The sequence below is a fragment of the Nonomuraea sp. NPDC048892 genome, from assembly GCF_040649735.1.
Taxonomy (GTDB): domain Bacteria; phylum Actinomycetota; class Actinomycetes; order Streptosporangiales; family Streptosporangiaceae; genus Nonomuraea; species Nonomuraea maheshkhaliensis.
The window spans coordinates 18,363-33,680 of the sequence record NZ_JBEZFZ010000052.1 but is presented as its reverse complement, the minus strand read 5'-3'; the positions used below and the strand labels follow the sequence as shown (position 1 = coordinate 33,680).

Annotated in this window: 18 protein-coding genes; 6 read left to right on the top strand and 12 right to left on the bottom strand. The window is 70.4% G+C overall.

Features of this window, described 5'->3' with window-relative positions; genetic code table 11:
- Window positions 1-522: 522 nt before the first annotated feature.
- On the top strand, window positions 523-1,338 hold the full coding sequence (locus tag AB0C28_RS55105) for an alpha/beta hydrolase (protein ID WP_358085345.1): 816 nt from the start codon (window positions 523-525) through the stop codon (window positions 1,336-1,338).
- Between the two features lie 311 nt (window positions 1,339-1,649).
- Here the strand turns inward: AB0C28_RS55105 and AB0C28_RS55100 are convergent, their stop codons facing one another.
- From AB0C28_RS55100 to AB0C28_RS55075, 6 genes are all read right to left on the bottom strand, one after another.
- Window positions 1,650-2,027, bottom strand: a complete 378-nt coding sequence (locus AB0C28_RS55100) for a CBS domain-containing protein (protein ID WP_358085343.1) — start codon at window positions 2,025-2,027, stop codon at window positions 1,650-1,652.
- On the bottom strand, window positions 2,024-2,623 hold the full coding sequence (locus AB0C28_RS55095; RefSeq protein ID WP_358085340.1) for a CBS domain-containing protein: 600 nt from the start codon (window positions 2,621-2,623) through the stop codon (window positions 2,024-2,026). The genes AB0C28_RS55100 and AB0C28_RS55095 overlap by 4 nt, the downstream gene beginning before the upstream one ends.
- 2 nt (window positions 2,624-2,625) lie before the next feature.
- On the bottom strand, window positions 2,626-3,306 hold the full coding sequence (locus AB0C28_RS55090) for a CBS domain-containing protein (protein WP_358085337.1): 681 nt from the start codon (window positions 3,304-3,306) through the stop codon (window positions 2,626-2,628).
- 106 nt (window positions 3,307-3,412) lie between these two features.
- On the bottom strand, window positions 3,413-6,001 hold the full coding sequence (locus tag AB0C28_RS55085) for a GNAT family N-acetyltransferase (protein ID WP_358085334.1): 2,589 nt from the start codon (window positions 5,999-6,001) through the stop codon (window positions 3,413-3,415).
- Window positions 6,002-6,174: 173 nt separating this feature from the next.
- Window positions 6,175-7,044: a GerMN domain-containing protein gene (locus tag AB0C28_RS55080; RefSeq protein ID WP_358085331.1), complete on the bottom strand. Its 870-nt coding sequence runs from the start codon at window positions 7,042-7,044 to the stop codon at window positions 6,175-6,177.
- 137 nt (window positions 7,045-7,181) lie between these two features.
- Window positions 7,182-8,222, bottom strand: a complete 1,041-nt coding sequence (locus AB0C28_RS55075; protein ID WP_358085328.1) for a zinc-dependent alcohol dehydrogenase family protein — start codon at window positions 8,220-8,222, stop codon at window positions 7,182-7,184.
- A gap of 194 nt (window positions 8,223-8,416) precedes the next feature.
- On the opposite strand from AB0C28_RS55075, the gene AB0C28_RS55070 reads away from it, so the two are divergent.
- Together AB0C28_RS55070 and ppk2 are read left to right on the top strand one after the other, a co-directional pair.
- A complete protein-coding gene (locus AB0C28_RS55070; RefSeq protein WP_358085325.1) occupies window positions 8,417-9,394 on the top strand; it encodes a hypothetical protein in 978 nt (325 codons plus the stop codon).
- Window positions 9,395-9,469: 75 nt separating this feature from the next.
- The gene (ppk2, locus tag AB0C28_RS55065) at window positions 9,470-10,261 is read left to right on the top strand and encodes a polyphosphate kinase 2 (RefSeq protein WP_358085322.1); all 792 of its coding nucleotides are present in this window, start codon (window positions 9,470-9,472) and stop codon (window positions 10,259-10,261) included.
- A gap of 17 nt (window positions 10,262-10,278) precedes the next feature.
- Here ppk2 and AB0C28_RS55060 read toward each other — a convergent pair whose 3' ends face one another.
- Together AB0C28_RS55060 and AB0C28_RS55055 are read right to left on the bottom strand one after the other, a co-directional pair.
- Window positions 10,279-10,596, bottom strand: coding sequence for a DUF4342 domain-containing protein (locus AB0C28_RS55060; protein WP_357848980.1), 318 nt, complete (start codon window positions 10,594-10,596; stop codon window positions 10,279-10,281).
- A 164-nt stretch (window positions 10,597-10,760) separates the two neighbouring features.
- Entirely contained in the window at window positions 10,761-11,447 is a 687-nt protein-coding gene (locus tag AB0C28_RS55055; protein ID WP_357848978.1) for a CBS domain-containing protein, read from the bottom strand.
- A 405-nt stretch (window positions 11,448-11,852) separates the two neighbouring features.
- On the opposite strand from AB0C28_RS55055, the gene AB0C28_RS55050 reads away from it, so the two are divergent.
- Both AB0C28_RS55050 and AB0C28_RS55045 read left to right on the top strand, forming a co-directional pair.
- Complete coding sequence (locus tag AB0C28_RS55050; RefSeq protein WP_358085319.1) at window positions 11,853-12,266, top strand: Hsp20/alpha crystallin family protein; 414 nt, start codon at window positions 11,853-11,855, stop codon at window positions 12,264-12,266.
- A 74-nt stretch (window positions 12,267-12,340) separates the two neighbouring features.
- On the top strand, window positions 12,341-12,532 hold the full coding sequence (locus AB0C28_RS55045; protein ID WP_357848972.1) for a DUF1918 domain-containing protein: 192 nt from the start codon (window positions 12,341-12,343) through the stop codon (window positions 12,530-12,532).
- A gap of 130 nt (window positions 12,533-12,662) precedes the next feature.
- On the opposite strand, the gene AB0C28_RS55040 is transcribed toward AB0C28_RS55045, so the two are convergent.
- The 3 genes from AB0C28_RS55040 to AB0C28_RS55030 form a co-directional block, all read right to left on the bottom strand.
- Window positions 12,663-12,836: a hypothetical protein gene (locus tag AB0C28_RS55040; protein ID WP_358085316.1), complete on the bottom strand. Its 174-nt coding sequence runs from the start codon at window positions 12,834-12,836 to the stop codon at window positions 12,663-12,665.
- Entirely contained in the window at window positions 12,833-13,303 is a 471-nt protein-coding gene (locus tag AB0C28_RS55035) for a pyridoxamine 5'-phosphate oxidase family protein (RefSeq protein ID WP_357848966.1), read from the bottom strand. Before AB0C28_RS55035 ends, AB0C28_RS55040 begins: the two co-directional genes overlap by 4 nt.
- A gap of 334 nt (window positions 13,304-13,637) precedes the next feature.
- Window positions 13,638-14,297, bottom strand: a complete 660-nt coding sequence (locus AB0C28_RS55030) for an AAA family ATPase (protein WP_358085313.1) — start codon at window positions 14,295-14,297, stop codon at window positions 13,638-13,640.
- 154 nt (window positions 14,298-14,451) lie between these two features.
- On the opposite strand from AB0C28_RS55030, the gene AB0C28_RS55025 reads away from it, so the two are divergent.
- Window positions 14,452-14,640 carry a hypothetical protein gene (locus tag AB0C28_RS55025; protein WP_357848960.1) on the top strand — a complete coding sequence of 63 codons (189 nt, stop codon included), beginning with the start codon at window positions 14,452-14,454 and terminating at the stop codon, window positions 14,638-14,640.
- 53 nt (window positions 14,641-14,693) lie between these two features.
- Here the strand turns inward: AB0C28_RS55025 and AB0C28_RS55020 are convergent, their stop codons facing one another.
- Window positions 14,694-15,269, bottom strand: coding sequence for a hypothetical protein (locus AB0C28_RS55020; protein ID WP_358085310.1), 576 nt, complete (start codon window positions 15,267-15,269; stop codon window positions 14,694-14,696).
- Window positions 15,270-15,318: the final 49 nt, after the last annotated feature.

The following is a 15,318-nucleotide window of genomic DNA, read 5'->3' as shown; positions in this document are numbered from 1 at the left end:
CGGCCCCTGGACCCAGGTCGACGAGGCGATAGAGGCACTCCTGGCGCGCCGCGTTCCCGGCAAGGCCGTACTCGACCTCGCTTCCGACGAACCGGAAGACCCCTCGAGCGGCCACGTGTAGAATCTGGGAGACGACCAAGAGCGGTCCGGGAGCCGGTGCTATCAAGGACCTGCTCAGGCGGGCCAGTACCAGCTGACCGCCTCCCGCGCCTGTCCCTGGGGAGGGACTGGCCGGCCGCGGTGACCGACGATGTGCTCACCACCGCCCTGGCCCGGCGCGCGTGGCCAGTTGGTCACGCAGATCGCCCACGAGTTCGGCGTCGGGCGGCTCATTCTCGTGGCAAGGCGCTGGCCCGCCCCCGGGACGCCGAGGATGTCCCCTCACGATGTCCCAGACGTTTCGTTTGAGGCACGTGTGAGGGCGTCCGAAGAGACCTTGGACAATTTTGCTTTCCGCTGTGAGCCGGGAAAGGATCGGGGGTGCCGCGGGAAACGCACAGGCCTCTACTAACATTGCAGGTCATGGAGTTGACGGAGCGCTTGGAGTGGCGGGGAAGACAGATCGCCTGGGGGCGCGCAGGTGCGGGTCCAGCCGTGGTGTTCTGTCATGGCACGCCGTTCTCCTCGCTGCTGTGGCGGCCGTTCGCCCAGGCCTTGAGCCGTGACTTCGCCGTCCATCTTTGGGACATGCCCGGATACGGGCGCTCCTCCAAGCAGGAAGGGCATCCTGTCGATTTCGGCGTGCAGGCCGATGCGTTCGCGGCGCTGCTTGCGCACTGGGGCCTGGAGCGGCCACACGTGATCGCTTACGACTTCGGCGGTGCCGTGTCCCTGCGCACGCATCTGATCCTGGGCGTCGATTACGCCTCGCTCATGCTCGTCGATGTCGTCGCCATCCCGCCCAGCGGCTCCCCCTTCTTCCGGTTCGTGCAGGACCATCCTGACGTCCTGGGGCAGTTGCCGGGCTATATCCATACCGCCATCGTGCGCGTCTATATTCAGGGCGCGAGTCACCGCGGGCTGCGTGCTGAAGATCTTGACGCCTTGGTGCAGCCGTGGACCGGACAGGATGGCCAACCGGCCTTCTACCGGCAGATCGCCGAGTATGACGAGCGTTTCCTCCAAGAGAACGAGCAACAGCTGGACCGCCTGGACATCCCGGTACGGATTGTGTGGGGGGCGCGCGACGCTTGGATCTCCCTCGATGTCGCCCGGCGCTTGCGGAGCCTGATCCCCGCCGCTGAGCTCTCGTTGATCGACGACGCCGGCCACCTGGTCCACCATGACGCGCCCGCCTCGCTCATGGACGAGATCCGTACCTGGCTCCCTTCGGGTTGAGGTGCCCGAATGTGTCGTGGACCGGGGGCGGCGGATCTTCTCGTGGCCCGCGGCCATGACGAAGCGACCGTCGTCAACACGACGGGAGCCGGGCGGAACAGCCGCTCCGGGGTGTCCCGATAACGGTCGTTATCCTCAGACGCCCGGAGGATGTCCTTCACGTCTCACACGAGGCTGAAAGTGCTGGGTGAGCTGCTCGGGATCAACCCCGTCACGATCGGCCAGGCGATCAAAGCCATCCGCAACTCCTGGACGAGCAGAAGATCTGCGTCACCCCGGCTGTTGTCCGCTACGTCACCCGAGCAGACGACCTACGCGCCTGGGCCACCGGCACCGACCCGGACTCGCACGTTCCGGCAAGCCCGACCCGTCCACCTGGGCGAGCGGTATCCGCAGCCGGCCCGCGTGTGCGAGACCGCCTGGGACCGCTTCACAGGCTCTTCGCCTTCGGACTTGCGGTAGCCGCTGCCCTCGCTGCCGGCACTGTGGCGGATGCGGGCGCGCCGCGGCGGACGGTAGTCGTCGCCGTAGTAGCGCTCCTTGAACTCCTTCTTGGCCAGCAGGTCGGCCTCGGAGACCACGCCCAGGACGCGGTTGTCGTCGTCCAGCACCGGCACGCCGCAGACGCCTCTGCTGATGAGCAGTTCGGCGGCGGCGGTCGTCATGACGTTCGCGACGATGATCGTCATGGTGTTCTGTGCCTGACCCGGACGATGCCGGGCACGGTGCGGGTGAGCACGTCGGCGATGCGGTCGGCGTGCTCGTGGGCTGGGCCGCTCAGCTCGGCCACGCCGTCGTGGACGGCGACGTCCCAGCCGGGGCCGGTGGGGTACTGCTCGCGCAGCACGTCCACGACCGCTTGGCGCAGGTCCTCGTCGGGGCGGGCGAGCATGGCCAGCAGGTCGCGGCGACTGATCATGCCGACGATCTCGTGGCCGCGCAGGACGGGCAGGCTCTTGATCCGCTTGCCCACCATGAGGTCGATGGCGGCGGTGACATCGGTGGTCTCGGTGACCGTGGCGACGTCGCGGGTCATCACCTCCATGACCTGACGGGGAGGCGGCGCCTGAGCCGCCGGTACGGGGCGTACGGTGGCGCGGGGGTCGGGCTCGAACTCGCCGCGCAGCAGGTCCAGTTCGCTGACGACGCCGGCGAGGCGGCCGGAGTCGTCCACGACGGGAGCCGCGGTGATGCGGTGGCCGGAAAGGACACGCACCGCCCGCCGCACCGGGTCGGTGTGACGGACGGTGATGGCCGGGCTGGTCATGACCTCGCGGACGAGCATGGTTATCGGGCTTCCTGGGTGCTGTCGTCGGTGTTCCAGGTCAGTTCGTCGATCACGCCGACCACGCCGTTGACCCGGCCGGCCAGGCGTACGGCGATGGCGGCCTCGGTGCGGCGCTCCATCCGTCCGGACAGCGTCACGACTCCCTGACGCACCTGCGTGGTGACGCTGGAGGTGTCGATCCACAGGGTGCGGTCGAGGACGTCGTCGCGGATCTCGGCGGCGATCTCCTCCTCGGGACGCAGGAACAGCTTGACCAGATCGCGGCGGCTGACGATGCCGAGCAGGCAGCCGTCGCCGTCGATGACGGCCAGCCGTTTGACGTCGTTGGTGTCCATCAGGCGGGCCGCCTCGACCGCCGAAGCCTCGTAGGAGACGCAGACGGCCGGGCCGGTCATGAGGTCGGCGGCGGTGTCGCCTTCGGCCTTCTGCCGGCCTTTGGGGCGGCGGAGCCGGGCGCGCAGCGGCGGGCGGTAGCCCTCCCGGTAGAACTGCTCGCGGAACTCCTCCTTGCGCAGCAGGTCGGCCTCGGACACCATGCCGATCACGTGCTGCTCGTGATTCAGCACCGGCACGGCGCTGATGCCGCCGGTGATGAGCGCCTCGGCGATCTCCTTGAACGGGGTGGCGGCGGTGACGGAGACGACCTTCCTGGTCATCACGTCGGCGACGGTCATGCGCATGGCTGTTCGGCTCTTTTCTGTGCGCATTCGGAGGGCTTACTTCCATCACAACCCGGGCGAAGCCCGGATGATAGGGCCGGAAGTCCTGAAGCGGGGTGGTCGTGGGTCAGCGCAGGCGGCGCAGCAGTGGTGAGGGTGGGGGCTGGCAGGGGAGGACTCTGATGCGAGCGTCCACGGTGAGGGCGCCGTCCGGGGAGACGATGACGGGGTTGAGGTCGAGTTCGGCCACCTGTGGCAGGTCGTCGAGCAACTGCCCGATGCGGACGAGCTGGTCCTGGAGGGCCTCGGCGGCCACGGCGGGTGAGCCGCGGTAGCCGTGCAGCAGGGGCGCGCAGCGTAGTTCGGCGAGCATCGCGGCCGGGTCGGTGATCGGGGGGACCCGGAAGGCGCGGTCGGCCAGCAGGTCGGCCAGGACGCCGCCCATGCCGACCATGACCACTGGCCCGAAGGCCGGGTAGTTGACGCCGCCGACGATGATCTCGACGCCGCCGGGCGCCAGGCGCTGGACGAGGGCGCCGGTCATCTCCTGGCCGATGCGGGCGGACATGTCGTGATAAGCCTGGCGTACCTCGTCGGTGGTCTGGAGGCCGAGCCGGACGCCGCCGACGTCGCTCTTGTGCACGGGACCGACGGCCTTGAGCACGGCCGGCAGCCCGACGCGGGACGCCGCCTCGGCGGCGGCCTCGGCGTCGTGCGCCTCGACGGACTCGGTCACGTTCACGCCGTAGCAGCGCAGCAGCGAGACGGTGGCTTCCGGGGGGAGCCAGCCGCCGTCCGGGTGCTCCTTGAGTGCGGCCTGCACGATCTGCCGCGCCGCCTCGGCGTCCGCCGCTACGGTGACGGCCGCGGGTTCGGCCGAGCGCCGCCACCCGGCGTACCGTACGGCGTGCGCGAGAGCCTGGACGGCCTGCTCGGGGAAGGCGTAACTGGGCACGCGCCCGTCGATCAGCCCGTCATGGCCGGCGACGCAGGCCAGCACGGGCTTGGCCGCTCCCTTCGCCGCCTCCGCGATGGCCCGGCGGGTCTCCTCCAGCCCGGAGCCGAACGGCGGCGTGTACACGACGAGCACCGCGTCCACCTCGGACGAGCCGGCCAGCGCCCGTACGGCGGCGCCGATCTCGGCGGCGGTGGCGTCCGCGGTGAGATCGACCGGGTTGCCCAGAGCGGCGGCGGCGCGGGCGTCGAGCAGGCCGGGTGGCAGTTCGGGAACGCTCAGGCCGTGGCTCTCGCAGGCGTCGGCGGCCATCGCCTGGGGCCCGCCCGAGTTGCCGACGACGGCGACCCGGGGGCCCTCGGGCAGCGGCTGGGCGGCCAGGAGTTTGGCGGCGTCGATGAGCTCGTGCACGCTGTCGAGCCGGATGACCCCGGCGGCGCGGGTGAGCGCGTCCACGGCCACGTCGGGGGTGGCCGCGGCGGCGGTGTGCGAGCGGACGGCCCGGCCGCCGGCGTCGCTGCGGCCGCTCTTGACCAGCAGGACCGGTTTGCGTGCTCCCACACGGCGGGCGATGCGGGCGAACTTGCGCGGGTTGCCGAACGACTCCAGATACAGGGCGATGACGTCGGTCCCGGTGTCGTCCTCCCAGTATTCGAGCAGGTCGTTGCCGCTGACGTCGGCCTTGTTGCCGACCGAGACGAACGAGGAGACCTCCAGCCGGTCCAGTAGCGCGGCGGCCACGGCCCCCGACTGCGACATCAGCGCCACCCGACCCTGAACGGGGTGGTGCGGAAGGAAACTGGCGTTCAGCCGGGCCCCGGTGTTGACCACGCCCAGGCAGTTCGGGCCGATGAGCCGCATCCCGGCCGTACGGCAGATCTCGAGCAGCTCCGACTCCACGTCGCGCTGCCCGGTCTCGGCGAACCCCGACGTCAGGACCACGAGCCCGGCCACGCCTGCGGCGGCGCAGTCGCGGGCCACGTCCAGCACGTGACGGGCGGGCACCGCCACGACGGCCAGGTCCACCCCGTCGGGGACCTTGGCGTGGCAGGGCAGGCCGGCCATCTTGGCGGCGTTGGGGTTGACCGGGTGGATCGGCCCGGTGAAACCTCCGTCGAGGAGGTTGCGCAGCACCTTGTGCCCGACGGCGCGTTCGTCGCGGGAGGCGCCGATGACCGCCACCGAGCGCGGGGTGAGCACGTGGGCGAGGGAGGCGCGGCCGGCCTCGTGGTCGCGGGCCTCGATGCCCGCCCGCAGCCTGGCCGTGGGCTCGGCGGCGATGGTGACGTGCAGCGTTCCGCCCTCGTTGCGCTCGGTGACGTCCAGGCCGAGATCGCGCAGCACCCGCAGCATCGGCCGGTTCTCGGTCAGTACGTCGGCCACCAGTTCGCGTACACCGTGCCCGGCCGCGTCCAGGGCGACGTGCTCCAGCATCAGGGTGCCGAGCCCGTGGCCGTGGACGGCGTCGTCGATGAGGATGGCCAGGTCGGCGCCGCCGCCGTCGATCGGGATGTACTCGGCGACCGCGACCAGCCGCCCGCGCATGACGGCCACCAGGGCGTGGCCGCGGTAGTCGCGGCCGGCGACGCGGTCCATGTAGGCGTGGGCGGTGCTCCGGCCGCCGGTGAAGAAACGCAGGTAGGCCGAGCGTTCCGACGAGCGGTCGACCAGCTCGTGCAGGGCGTCGCGATCGGCGGGACGCAGCGGGCGAACGTGGGCGATGCCGCCGTCGCGTAGCAGTACGTCGTATCCCTCGGGCATGGCGCATCTCCCGTTCGTGGTCGCCGGCGGGAGGCCTGATGTGCCCTCCCGTTCTCAGGCTGTCCGGCCCGCCGATCGCCGGGCAGGGCCGGACGGACCCCGTATCAGGGACCAAGGTCACCCAGCGCCGGAAGGGGCCCGGACGGCCGGCGTCCGGGCCCCCTGCCCGCCGATTACGGTTCCAGGCTCCGTGGGACGGAGTCGGACGGGCCGTAGGGCTGCTGGGTGTGCCCGCGGGCGTCGTAGATCTTCACCCACTTGACGGACGGGAACTGCTTGAGCGTCGGCATGATCTCGTCGGCGATGGTGAAGGTCGATCCCGCGCCCGTGAGGCGGCCGGTCAGGTAGACCCTGGCGACTCCGCGCTTGACGGTCAGCTTGCTGAAGCCGGTCGCCTTGGAGGAGACGAAGCGCAGCCCTTGTGCCTTCTCGGCCTGGGTGGGTCCGGCGAACAGCCGTTGCAGCGCGCCGTAGGCGGTGGACGGCGCGATCACCGGCCGTCGCACCGCCGTCGTGTACGGCTGCCGGCCGGCGTCGTACCTGGCCGTGTCGAGGAAGTAGCCCCGCACCGGGACGGTCCGGTAGGGAGTGGTGATGTCGACCACGACGCGACTGGGCCGGGTCAGGTGGTAGACCCGGAACGGAGCCTGCCTGGCCAGCCCCACGCCGTAGGTGAGCGTGGAGTGGTACGGGGTCGTGCCGACGACCTGGATGACGCCGGGCAGCGGGTACGTGGTGCGAGCCTGCAGGGTGCCGGCCCCGGCCCGCTCGAAGCGGATCCGCAGCAGGGCGTCACCCACGGCGCTGACGGTGCGCCCGGTGGCCTGGTCGACGATGGCGCCGGTGTAGCGGGCCTGCGCCCGGCGGGGGAGGCCGCCCCGGAACTCGAACACGAGCCGGTCGAGGCCCGGCTGGTGAGCGGCGCGGATGCCGGTCAGCACCGGTATCCGGGCGAGCTGCGTGGCCTGGGCCGGCAGGGCCAGCGGGACGGTCACCGCCGCGGCCAGGGCCGCGCCGGCGATGAGGGGACGGATCGGGAGCATGATGGATCATCTTCTTTCCCCGTGAGTGCTCCTGATTCCAGTCTCGCTGGCGCGGGGGAGAGGCAGTAGGGACGAACGTCCTGTCACCCGCGCCGGACGGCCCGCCCCCTCGCGCCGCGTGCGGCCTGCCGCCCGGCTCATCGTCTGGTCAGGACCACCTTGAGCGCTCCGCTCGTCTTCGGGTCGGAGAACGTCCGGTAGGCCTCGTCCATGTGGTCCAGGTCGAAGCGGTGCGTGATGAAGGCGGCCGGGTCGAGCCGTCCGGCGGCGATCATGTCCAGGAGGGCCGGTGTGGAGTGGGTGTCGACCAAGCCCGTGGTGATGGTCACGTTGCGGATCCACAGGTCCTCGAGATGCAGCGTCGCGGGTGCCCCGTGCACGCCGACGTTCGCCACGTGCCCTCCCGGGCGTACCAGGCGGGTGCACAGCTCGAAGGTCTCCGGGACGCCGACCGCCTCGATGGCGACGTCGGCCCCCAGGTCGCGGGTGAGCTCGGCGATCGCGGCGGCGGGATCGTCCCCGGCACCGACGAGCACGTCCGCGCCCAGCCGCTTGGCGGCCTCCAGCCGGGCCGGCGCGGGGTCGACGGCGACGATGTGGCTCGGCGTGAACAACCGCGCCGTCGTGATCGCGGCCAGCCCGATCGGGCCCGCGCCCACGACCACGACGGTGTCGCCGGGCCGGACGCGGCCGTTCAGCACGCCGACCTCGTACGCGGTGGGCAGGATGTCGGCCAGCATGAGGGCCGTCTCATCCGGCACGGCGTCGGGCAGCGGGTGCACGGAGGTGTCGGTGAACGGCACCCGTACGTACTCGGCCTGGGTGCCGTCGATGCGGTGGCCGAGGATCCATCCGCCGCCGCCCAGGCACTGGCCGTACATGCCGGTGCGGCAGTAGCGGCACCGCCCGCAGGCGGTGATGCAGGACACGAGCACGCGGTCGCCCTCCTTGACCGTGCCGACCGCGCTTCCCACGGCGGTCACCGTGCCGACCGCCTCGTGCCCGAGGATCCGGCCCGGCTTCACGGCCGGCACGTCTCCCTTGAGGATGTGCAGGTCGGTGCCGCAGATCGTGACGGCGTCCACGCGGACGATCGCGTCCGTCGAGTCCGTGATCCGCGGTTCTGGAACGTCCTGCCAGGAGCGGTTACCAGGTCCGTGATAGACGAGTGCCTTCATGGCGTCTCCTCCTTATCCGTCCAGTTCACAGGCTCCCTCGTGGGGCGGTGATCGGGCAGGGGCTAAGGTCCTCTTCCCCGACGACCGACGTCCTTCGTCACGGCCGGACAAGGCTTGGCAAGCGCAGGAGCGGGGTGCTTCACCGGACGCCCGCGATGTGATGCGCTGGAGGCATCGCCTTCTGGAGGTGGCCCATGAGCACCCGCTCGCCCAAGCAGGCACTGGGCGCGGCGGTGGAGGCCGCCCGCTGGGCTCCGTCCGTGCACAACACCCAGCCCTGGACCTTCGCCGTCTCCGGGGAGGAGATCGGCCTGAGAGCCGACACCGCCAGGAAACTGCCGATCGGCGACGCCGCCAGCCGGGAACTGCTGATCAGTTGCGGCGCCGCCCTGTTCACCATGCGCACCGCGATGCGTTGTGAAGGCTACGAGCCCGTGGTGCGGATCCTGCCCGATCCCGACCGTCCGGGGCTGCTGGCGACGATCAGGCCGGGCGTGGAGACCGAGGCCGACGAGCCGACCTGGGTGCTCGGCGGCGAGATCGAGCGGCGTCACACCCACCGGGCCGGGTTCGCCGACGTGCCGCTGCCCGACCGGTTCGTCGAGTCGCTGGCCAAGGCGGCCATGGCCGAAGGCGCCACGTTGACGCCGGTCCGCTCGTCCGCGGCGGTGAACGTCCTGGCCGCGCTGACCCAGGCCGCGCAGGGCGTGCAGGCGCAGGACGAGCGGTTCAGCCTGGAGCTCATCCGATGGGCCCGGCCGCCGGGCAGCACCCGTGCCGACGGGGTGCCCGCGCGGAGCTATCCCCGCGAGCACGTGCCGACGGAGCCGGACTTCCCCCAGCGTCACTACTCCTGGCGGCACGACTGGGGCGTCGAGGGTGAGGCCGGCGAGACGGCGACCGGCGTCGTCGCCGTCCTGACCACGCCGGGTGACAGCCGCGAGGAGTGGATCGCCACGGGACAGGCGCTGCAGCGGGTCTTGCTGCACGCGTCCGCGCACGGGGTCAGCGCCGCCTTCCACACGCAGGCATTGGAGACGGACCTGCTGCGCGAGTTCCTGCGCCAGGAGCTCTTCTCCGGCCGGTATCCCCAGATGCTCATGCGGTTCGGCGTCGCCTTCGACGACGGCCGGGGCCTGCCCCGGCGTCCGCTGACCGATCTGCTGGAGTGAGCGGGATCAACGGGGCGATCGATCGTTCTCCTGCTGGTCGGTCGGCGTCACACTGGAGGGGAGGGAGGTGGTGTGGTGGGCGCTGACAGGCTGCGGCGCAAGCCGTACGAGAAGCGGCTGTTCCGCTTGCAGGCGGAGCTGGTGAAGGTCCAGGAATGGGTGCGGGCGGAGGGCCGCCGCGTGGTGATCGTCTTCGAGGGACGGGACGCGGCGGGCAAGGGCAGCACGATCAAACGGGTGGCCGAATACCTCAATCCGCGCATGGCCAGGATCGTCGCCCTGCCCGCGCCGACCGAGCGGGAGCGGACGCAGTGGTACTTCCAGCGGTACGTCGAGCACCTGCCGGCCGCGGGGGAGATCGTGCTGTTCGACCGGAGCTGGTACAACCGGGCCGGGGTCGAGCGGGTGATGGGGTTCTGCACGCAGGAGGAGTACACCCGGTTCCTGCACCAGTGCCCGATCTTCGAGCGGCTGCTCGTGGAGGACGGGATCCTGCTGCGCAAGTACTGGTTCTCGGTCAGCGACGCCGAGCAGGAACGCCGCTTCCGGGCCCGGCTGGACGATCCGATGCGGCGCTGGAAGTTGTCCGCGATGGATCTGGAGTCGATCACCCGCTGGGAGGAGTACTCCCGCGCCAAGGACGAGATGATGATCCACACCCACATCCCCGAGGCGCCCTGGTACGAGGTGGAGAGCGAGGACAAGCGGCGGGCCAGGATCAACATGATCTCCCACCTGCTGTCCACGATCCCGTACCGGGAGGTGCGGCGCCCGCCGCTGGAGATCCCGGCGCGGCCCGAGTCCAGCGGCTACCGGCGGCTGCCGCGGGTGGAGACGCTGGTGCCCGACGTGACGGATGGCCGCTGAGGATCAGGATGGGGGGCTCAGGCCGCCGGCGCCTTGCTCGCGTCGTTCGGGACGGACTCGATGGTGGGGGAGGCGCCGGTGTTCTCCGCGTCCTGGAGCTGCCGTTCGATGCGGAAGGTCCACTCGGCGGCGACGGCGGCCAGGCCGGCGAGCACGGTGAGGAACGGGGCGGCGACGAACGCCACGGCCCCCGCTGTCAGCGGGATCTCCATCACGGTGTGCCCGTGCGAGTCCTTGATGATGATCCGGTGCACGTTGCCTTCGTGCAGGGCCGTCTTGAGCTTGCGGGCGAGCTCGGTGCCGCGGACCTTGACGTCTTCCTTGGTGACGGTCATGGTGACGCCCCTCTCTTGTAGTCCTGACTCCAGCCTCACGCGAGGGGCGGTGGCTGGGGGAGGGACGAAGGTCGTCGCGGGCGGGCCGAAGGTCACAGGTGCACCGGACGTTCGCGAGCTCGCGCAGGAACGGGACGGTGCCGGCTTCCGTTTCGTCGCGTGCCTCAACGTGTGTCGTCGTGCTTCCAGCTGAGCTGGTCGATGACGTCGACCACGCCGTCCACCCGGCCGGTCATCCGGACGGCGATCCTGGCGTCGCTGCGGCGGTCCATCCAGCCGGTGAGCGTCACGACGCCGCCGACGACCGTCACCCTGATGCCGAGGGTCTCGATCCAGAGCGAACGTTCCAGCACGTCCTCGCGGATGGTGCGGGCGATGTCCTCGTCGGAGCGGGCGAAGACCTTCAGCAGGTCACGGCGGCTTACGATGCCGCGCAGGGCGCCGTCTTCGCCGGTGACGACGAGACGCTTGACGCCGTGCTCGTCCATCGTCCGGGCGGCCCGTACGACCGAGGTGGTGGCGGGGACGGTGACGGCGGGGGCGGTCATCAGCTCGGAGGCGGTGTCGCCGGCGGCCTTGCGGCGCCGGCCGGCGCTGTCCGGGGACAGGCGGTGGCGCAGCCGGGTCTTCAGGGGTGGCCGGTAGCCCTCCTGGTAGTAGAGCTCCCGGAACTGCTCCTTGCACAGCAGGTCGGCCTCGGAGACGACGCCGAGGACGCGGCCGGCGTCGTCGACCACCGGGACGGAGCCGATGCCGCGTTCGATGAGCGCTTCGGCGATGTCCTTGAACGGCGTGTGCTCGTGGACCGAGACGACCTCGCGGGTCATGACCTCGTTGACGGTGACGTACATCGCGCTCCTCCTTCGGGGTCGTCGCGGCGCGGGCGCGCCGACGGTGGTGTGTGCGGAGAGTCCGGAAGAGGGGGCGCGCGGGAGCCGGAGCTCCCGTGCGCCCGTCCGGCCATGGGGCTACTGCTTCGGCCGGGCGATGAGCGAGGTGATGATCACCATGACGGCGATGATCACCGCCACGAGGACGATCGCGAGGGGCCAGTCCATGGTGGCCTCCCTTCCGCCGGTTCCACACCTCAAGCCCAGGTCATCGCCGTCGCGGGCACCAGGGACGAAAGTCCCGCGCCCGGCCCCCGGCGAAAGTGACGATGGTCCCGCCGGTACGAGGGCCTTCTCCTCTGGGGACGGGATTCCCCCGGGTGTGGCCTGGAGGTGTGGGACCGGGTCCCACGGAAGGAGGCTGCGATGAACCTGCCTGAGCGGAGGGACATCAGGTTCCCGTTCCCGGAGCTGCTGGAGTGGATGGAGAGCCCGATGTTCGGGTTCCGCCCCTTCGGCCAGATCGTCCGGGTCGAGGACTACATCGCCGACGGCCGGTACGTGCTGCGTGCCGAGCTGCCCGGGATCGACCCCGACAAGGACGTCGAGGTCACCGTGGACGGCGGCATGCTCCACATCCGGGCGGAGAAGACCCGCCAGTCGGCCGAGCCGCACCGCTCCGAGTTCGCCTACGGGGCGCTGTCGCGGACGGTGACGCTGCCCGCCACGGCCAAGACCGATGACGTCAAGGCCGTCTACCAGGGCGGCGTCCTGGAGGTCAGCGTGGGGCTGACCGAGGAGAAGAAGGCCGAGGGCCAGCGGATCACCGTCGAGCACTGACGCCTGACGGGCGCGGGCGGCTGCGGCCTGTCCGCGCCCGCCGACTCACCTGAACGAGGAGATGAGGGGTCGTCATGAAAGCGACTGTGGGGGATCGGCTGATCGTGGAGGGTACGTACGGCGCCAACGTCCGTCGGGAGGGCTTCGTCGTGGGCGTGGAGCACGCCGACGGCTCGCCCCCCTACCAGGTGCGCTGGCTGGACAACGGGCACGAGTCTCTTGTCTATCCCGGGCCGGACGCGCGTGTCGTCCCCGGCCGCCGATGACAGGGGCTGATCGATCGGGCGAGTCCGCCGGACGTCGCCATCACCCTAATCACCGACCTCGGCAGCATTCCAGACCTTGGCGAGCTCGTCGTGTAGGTGTGAGACGAGCTCGCCGGCACCACGTAGACGCTCAACCGGCCGCGGCCGGTGAGATCCGCTGCAGATTCTCCATGCTGCGCACGAGGGCCAGGTTCGCGGCCGTCAGCGTGCGTACCTGCTCCTCGAGGCTGTCGACCCGCTTCTTCAGCGTCAGCAGTTCGGCGTCGACGAGCGGCGCTTCCATGATCATGCGTCCACCGGTCATGATCGGTTCACCTCCTGGTGAGCTGATGGTGACTTGTCCACCGGGCTCGGAGCACCGGCGAAGGGCTGCTGGACGCGCCGGCCGGTGGCCTCCACCGCGGTGATGACGATGAAGTGGTCACGGCCCGGCGCCCACGGCGTCAGCGGCAGTCGTTCCAGCCGGGCGATCTCCTCCGGGTCGTCGGCGACGCGGGCGTACCCGACGACGGTGACCGACCAGCCGCTGCGCGCGTCGGCGTCGAAGTCGTCGACCTCGAAAGCCACGACCGAGCAGCGGGTGGCGGCCGCCAGCTTGGAGCCGGCCGCCGCCCGGATGACGATGTCCTGGCCGTCCAGGCAGAAGTTGACCGGCTGCACGGCCGGCAGCGCGCGGTCGGTGAAGACGATCCGCCCGATCGGGCGTGCGGGCAGCAGGCGCATGCACTCCTCATGGGTGAGCACCTGCAGGCCGGCCGAGTCGAGTTTCATGTCTTCAGCCTGCCCGCGTCCCCGCCCGGCCGGTCAGGGACGAAAGTCCCGCGACGACCGCCGATCGCCCCCGATGGTAGGCGCGGACGGGTTCAGGACGCGGTCGAAGCGCGCGGCGGTGTACGAGTACGGTGACGATCGGCGGCCGCCTGCGTGTGACTTGGATCGCTTGGGGTCGTGATTCTTGGATCGGTGTTTGTCGTGGTCGGCTTGGCTGGGGTGGTTGGTCCTGAGTGTTCTGAACAGGCCGCTGCCTGGCCCGGAAACGGGGGCCAGGCAGTAGCCTCAGCTCATGATCGTTGGTCGTGGATCTCCGCTTGTGGCTGGTGTGATCTCACATCGAGCCGATGACGAGGTTCTGCCGGGCGGCGTCGACGATCTCCTTGGTGACGACGGACATATCGTTGATCTTCATGATTCGCTCGATCTGCCCGATGAGGCGCACGGTGAGCCGGAAGTTGCCGCTGGTGATGCGGGTGATGGCGGCGACGGCTTCAATGGTGGCGTAGTCGTTGATGTCGTCGAGGCGTAGATGAGGCCATGAGCGGCCCAGGACGAAGGCCTGCTCGTTCGCGGACATGGGCTTGTAGTGGTGGATGAACCCGACGCGGGAGTAGCGCGAGAGCCGCATTTCTATGCCCGGCATCCCGATCAGGATCAGCCCGATGCCGGTCCGGTCGTGGTGGTCGCGTAGTTGCTCCAGTGGCGCGACCCGGAGCCTGTCGGCTTCGTCCACGATGAGGAGCTCGGCGTGAGTACTGGCGTTGAGCATGCCGTGCTCGTCGACGCCGCGGCCGGAGTGAGCATGATCTCCACGTTCCAGCCGAGCCGGTAGCACAGGAAGGAGATCTCTTTGTCGAGATGGTGTGGGGTGTTGTGGACCTTGGGCTTGTACATGACGGCGCGGGCTGCCAGAAGGTGCGCGGCTGAGGTGTCGCCGTCGTCGGAGCCGGCGGGGCGGATGCCGTCGAGGTGGTGGGCGAGCCGATCCCATGGGGAGTAGTGGCGGGCCGATGGTGTCTTTCCGACGCCCGGGCTCCGAAGCAGAGACCGACGTAGCGTCCGCGGCGTACGGCGTCGGCGAATTCGACGAACATCCGGTGTTCTTTGGTGATCATGATGGGGGCGGCGGCGGCCCCTGCTGTCGCGTGCCCGTTGCCGTCCGGGCCGGGCCGGTGGGGCGGTGGCGGCCGGTCGCTGATGTCCAGGCGGGAAGCGTGGCCGCCGGGTGCCGGCTCGCCGGCCGGCTGGTCGCGCGGCTGGCCGGGCGGAAGGTCGGCGTCTTCGGGGTAGGGCTGGTCGAGGGGATCAGGGGGTGGATCGGGGGTGTCGCCTGAGTCGCTGTCCTCTGTTAAGTCCACGCGTGGTGTGTGTCCGGGCGGGGAACGGATCACTCATTCCAGTAGCGTTTAAGTCGCGGACCGTCACGGCGGGTAGGGGTGGTGTCCGCGCCTGGCGGCGGCTCGGGGCAGGGATCGCCGGGCTGGGCGGCGGCCACGGTGTCGTCAGTGGCGGGCTGGGCCAGGCTGTGCCAGTTGGCGGCGCTGGCGTGGGGTAGGCGGCGGGCAGCGGTTCGGTGTGGGCGGCAGTAGCGCAAGGACAGGAAGTGGATCCCATCGGTGTGGATCTTGCGGGGCTTGGCGACCGTGAGCAGCAGCAGGTCCAGCTGCTCGAGTGAGCCGGGCATGCGCGGGATGAATGCGCCGGCCTCCCAGCGTGCCTGCGGCGCTGTCTTGGTCTCCGAATGGGGCCGCTGGTTGTAGACCTGATGGAAGAACCGGCCGATCGCGGCGTCCAGTTGGGGCAGGGTTAGCGTGGCTTGCCCGGCCCGGTCGCAGGTGCCGCGCGGCGCGTAGCCGAGCAGGTGGGCCAGGCACATCTGGTTGACGGTGCCGATCAGCCGCTCGATCTTGCCGTGGCCGTGTGGCTGGCCCTTGAAGACGGGCGTGACCTTCAGGTCGGCCATCACCTGCTGCAGGTGGGCGGAGGTGAAGTCGGCGCCGTGGTCGAGGTGC

Coding starts and splice junctions, on each gene's coding strand:
- AB0C28_RS55045 (WP_357848972.1), top strand. CDS start 12,341: ATGAAAGCGACTGTGGGGGATCGGCTGATCGTGGAGGGTACGTACGGC.
- AB0C28_RS55080 (WP_358085331.1), bottom strand. CDS start 7,044: ATGCTCCCGATCCGTCCCCTCATCGCCGGCGCGGCCCTGGCCGCGGCG.
- AB0C28_RS55095 (WP_358085340.1), bottom strand. CDS start 2,623: ATGCTCGTCCGCGAGGTCATGACCAGCCCGGCCATCACCGTCCGTCAC.
- AB0C28_RS55070 (WP_358085325.1), top strand. CDS start 8,417: ATGAGCACCCGCTCGCCCAAGCAGGCACTGGGCGCGGCGGTGGAGGCC.
- AB0C28_RS55020 (WP_358085310.1), bottom strand. CDS start 15,269: ATGGCCGACCTGAAGGTCACGCCCGTCTTCAAGGGCCAGCCACACGGC.
- AB0C28_RS55055 (WP_357848978.1), bottom strand. CDS start 11,447: ATGTACGTCACCGTCAACGAGGTCATGACCCGCGAGGTCGTCTCGGTC.
- AB0C28_RS55035 (WP_357848966.1), bottom strand. CDS start 13,303: ATGAAACTCGACTCGGCCGGCCTGCAGGTGCTCACCCATGAGGAGTGC.
- AB0C28_RS55105 (WP_358085345.1), top strand. CDS start 523: ATGGAGTTGACGGAGCGCTTGGAGTGGCGGGGAAGACAGATCGCCTGG.
- AB0C28_RS55100 (WP_358085343.1), bottom strand. CDS start 2,027: ATGACGATCATCGTCGCGAACGTCATGACGACCGCCGCCGCCGAACTG.
- AB0C28_RS55060 (WP_357848980.1), bottom strand. CDS start 10,596: ATGACCGTCACCAAGGAAGACGTCAAGGTCCGCGGCACCGAGCTCGCC.
- AB0C28_RS55090 (WP_358085337.1), bottom strand. CDS start 3,306: ATGCGCATGACCGTCGCCGACGTGATGACCAGGAAGGTCGTCTCCGTC.
- AB0C28_RS55030 (WP_358085313.1), bottom strand. CDS start 14,297: ATGGGATCGGCTCGCCCACCACCTCGACGGCATCCGCCCCGCCGGCTC.
- AB0C28_RS55075 (WP_358085328.1), bottom strand. CDS start 8,222: ATGAAGGCACTCGTCTATCACGGACCTGGTAACCGCTCCTGGCAGGAC.
- AB0C28_RS55050 (WP_358085319.1), top strand. CDS start 11,853: ATGAACCTGCCTGAGCGGAGGGACATCAGGTTCCCGTTCCCGGAGCTG.
- AB0C28_RS55085 (WP_358085334.1), bottom strand. CDS start 6,001: ATGCCCGAGGGATACGACGTACTGCTACGCGACGGCGGCATCGCCCAC.
- AB0C28_RS55040 (WP_358085316.1), bottom strand. CDS start 12,836: ATGACCGGTGGACGCATGATCATGGAAGCGCCGCTCGTCGACGCCGAA.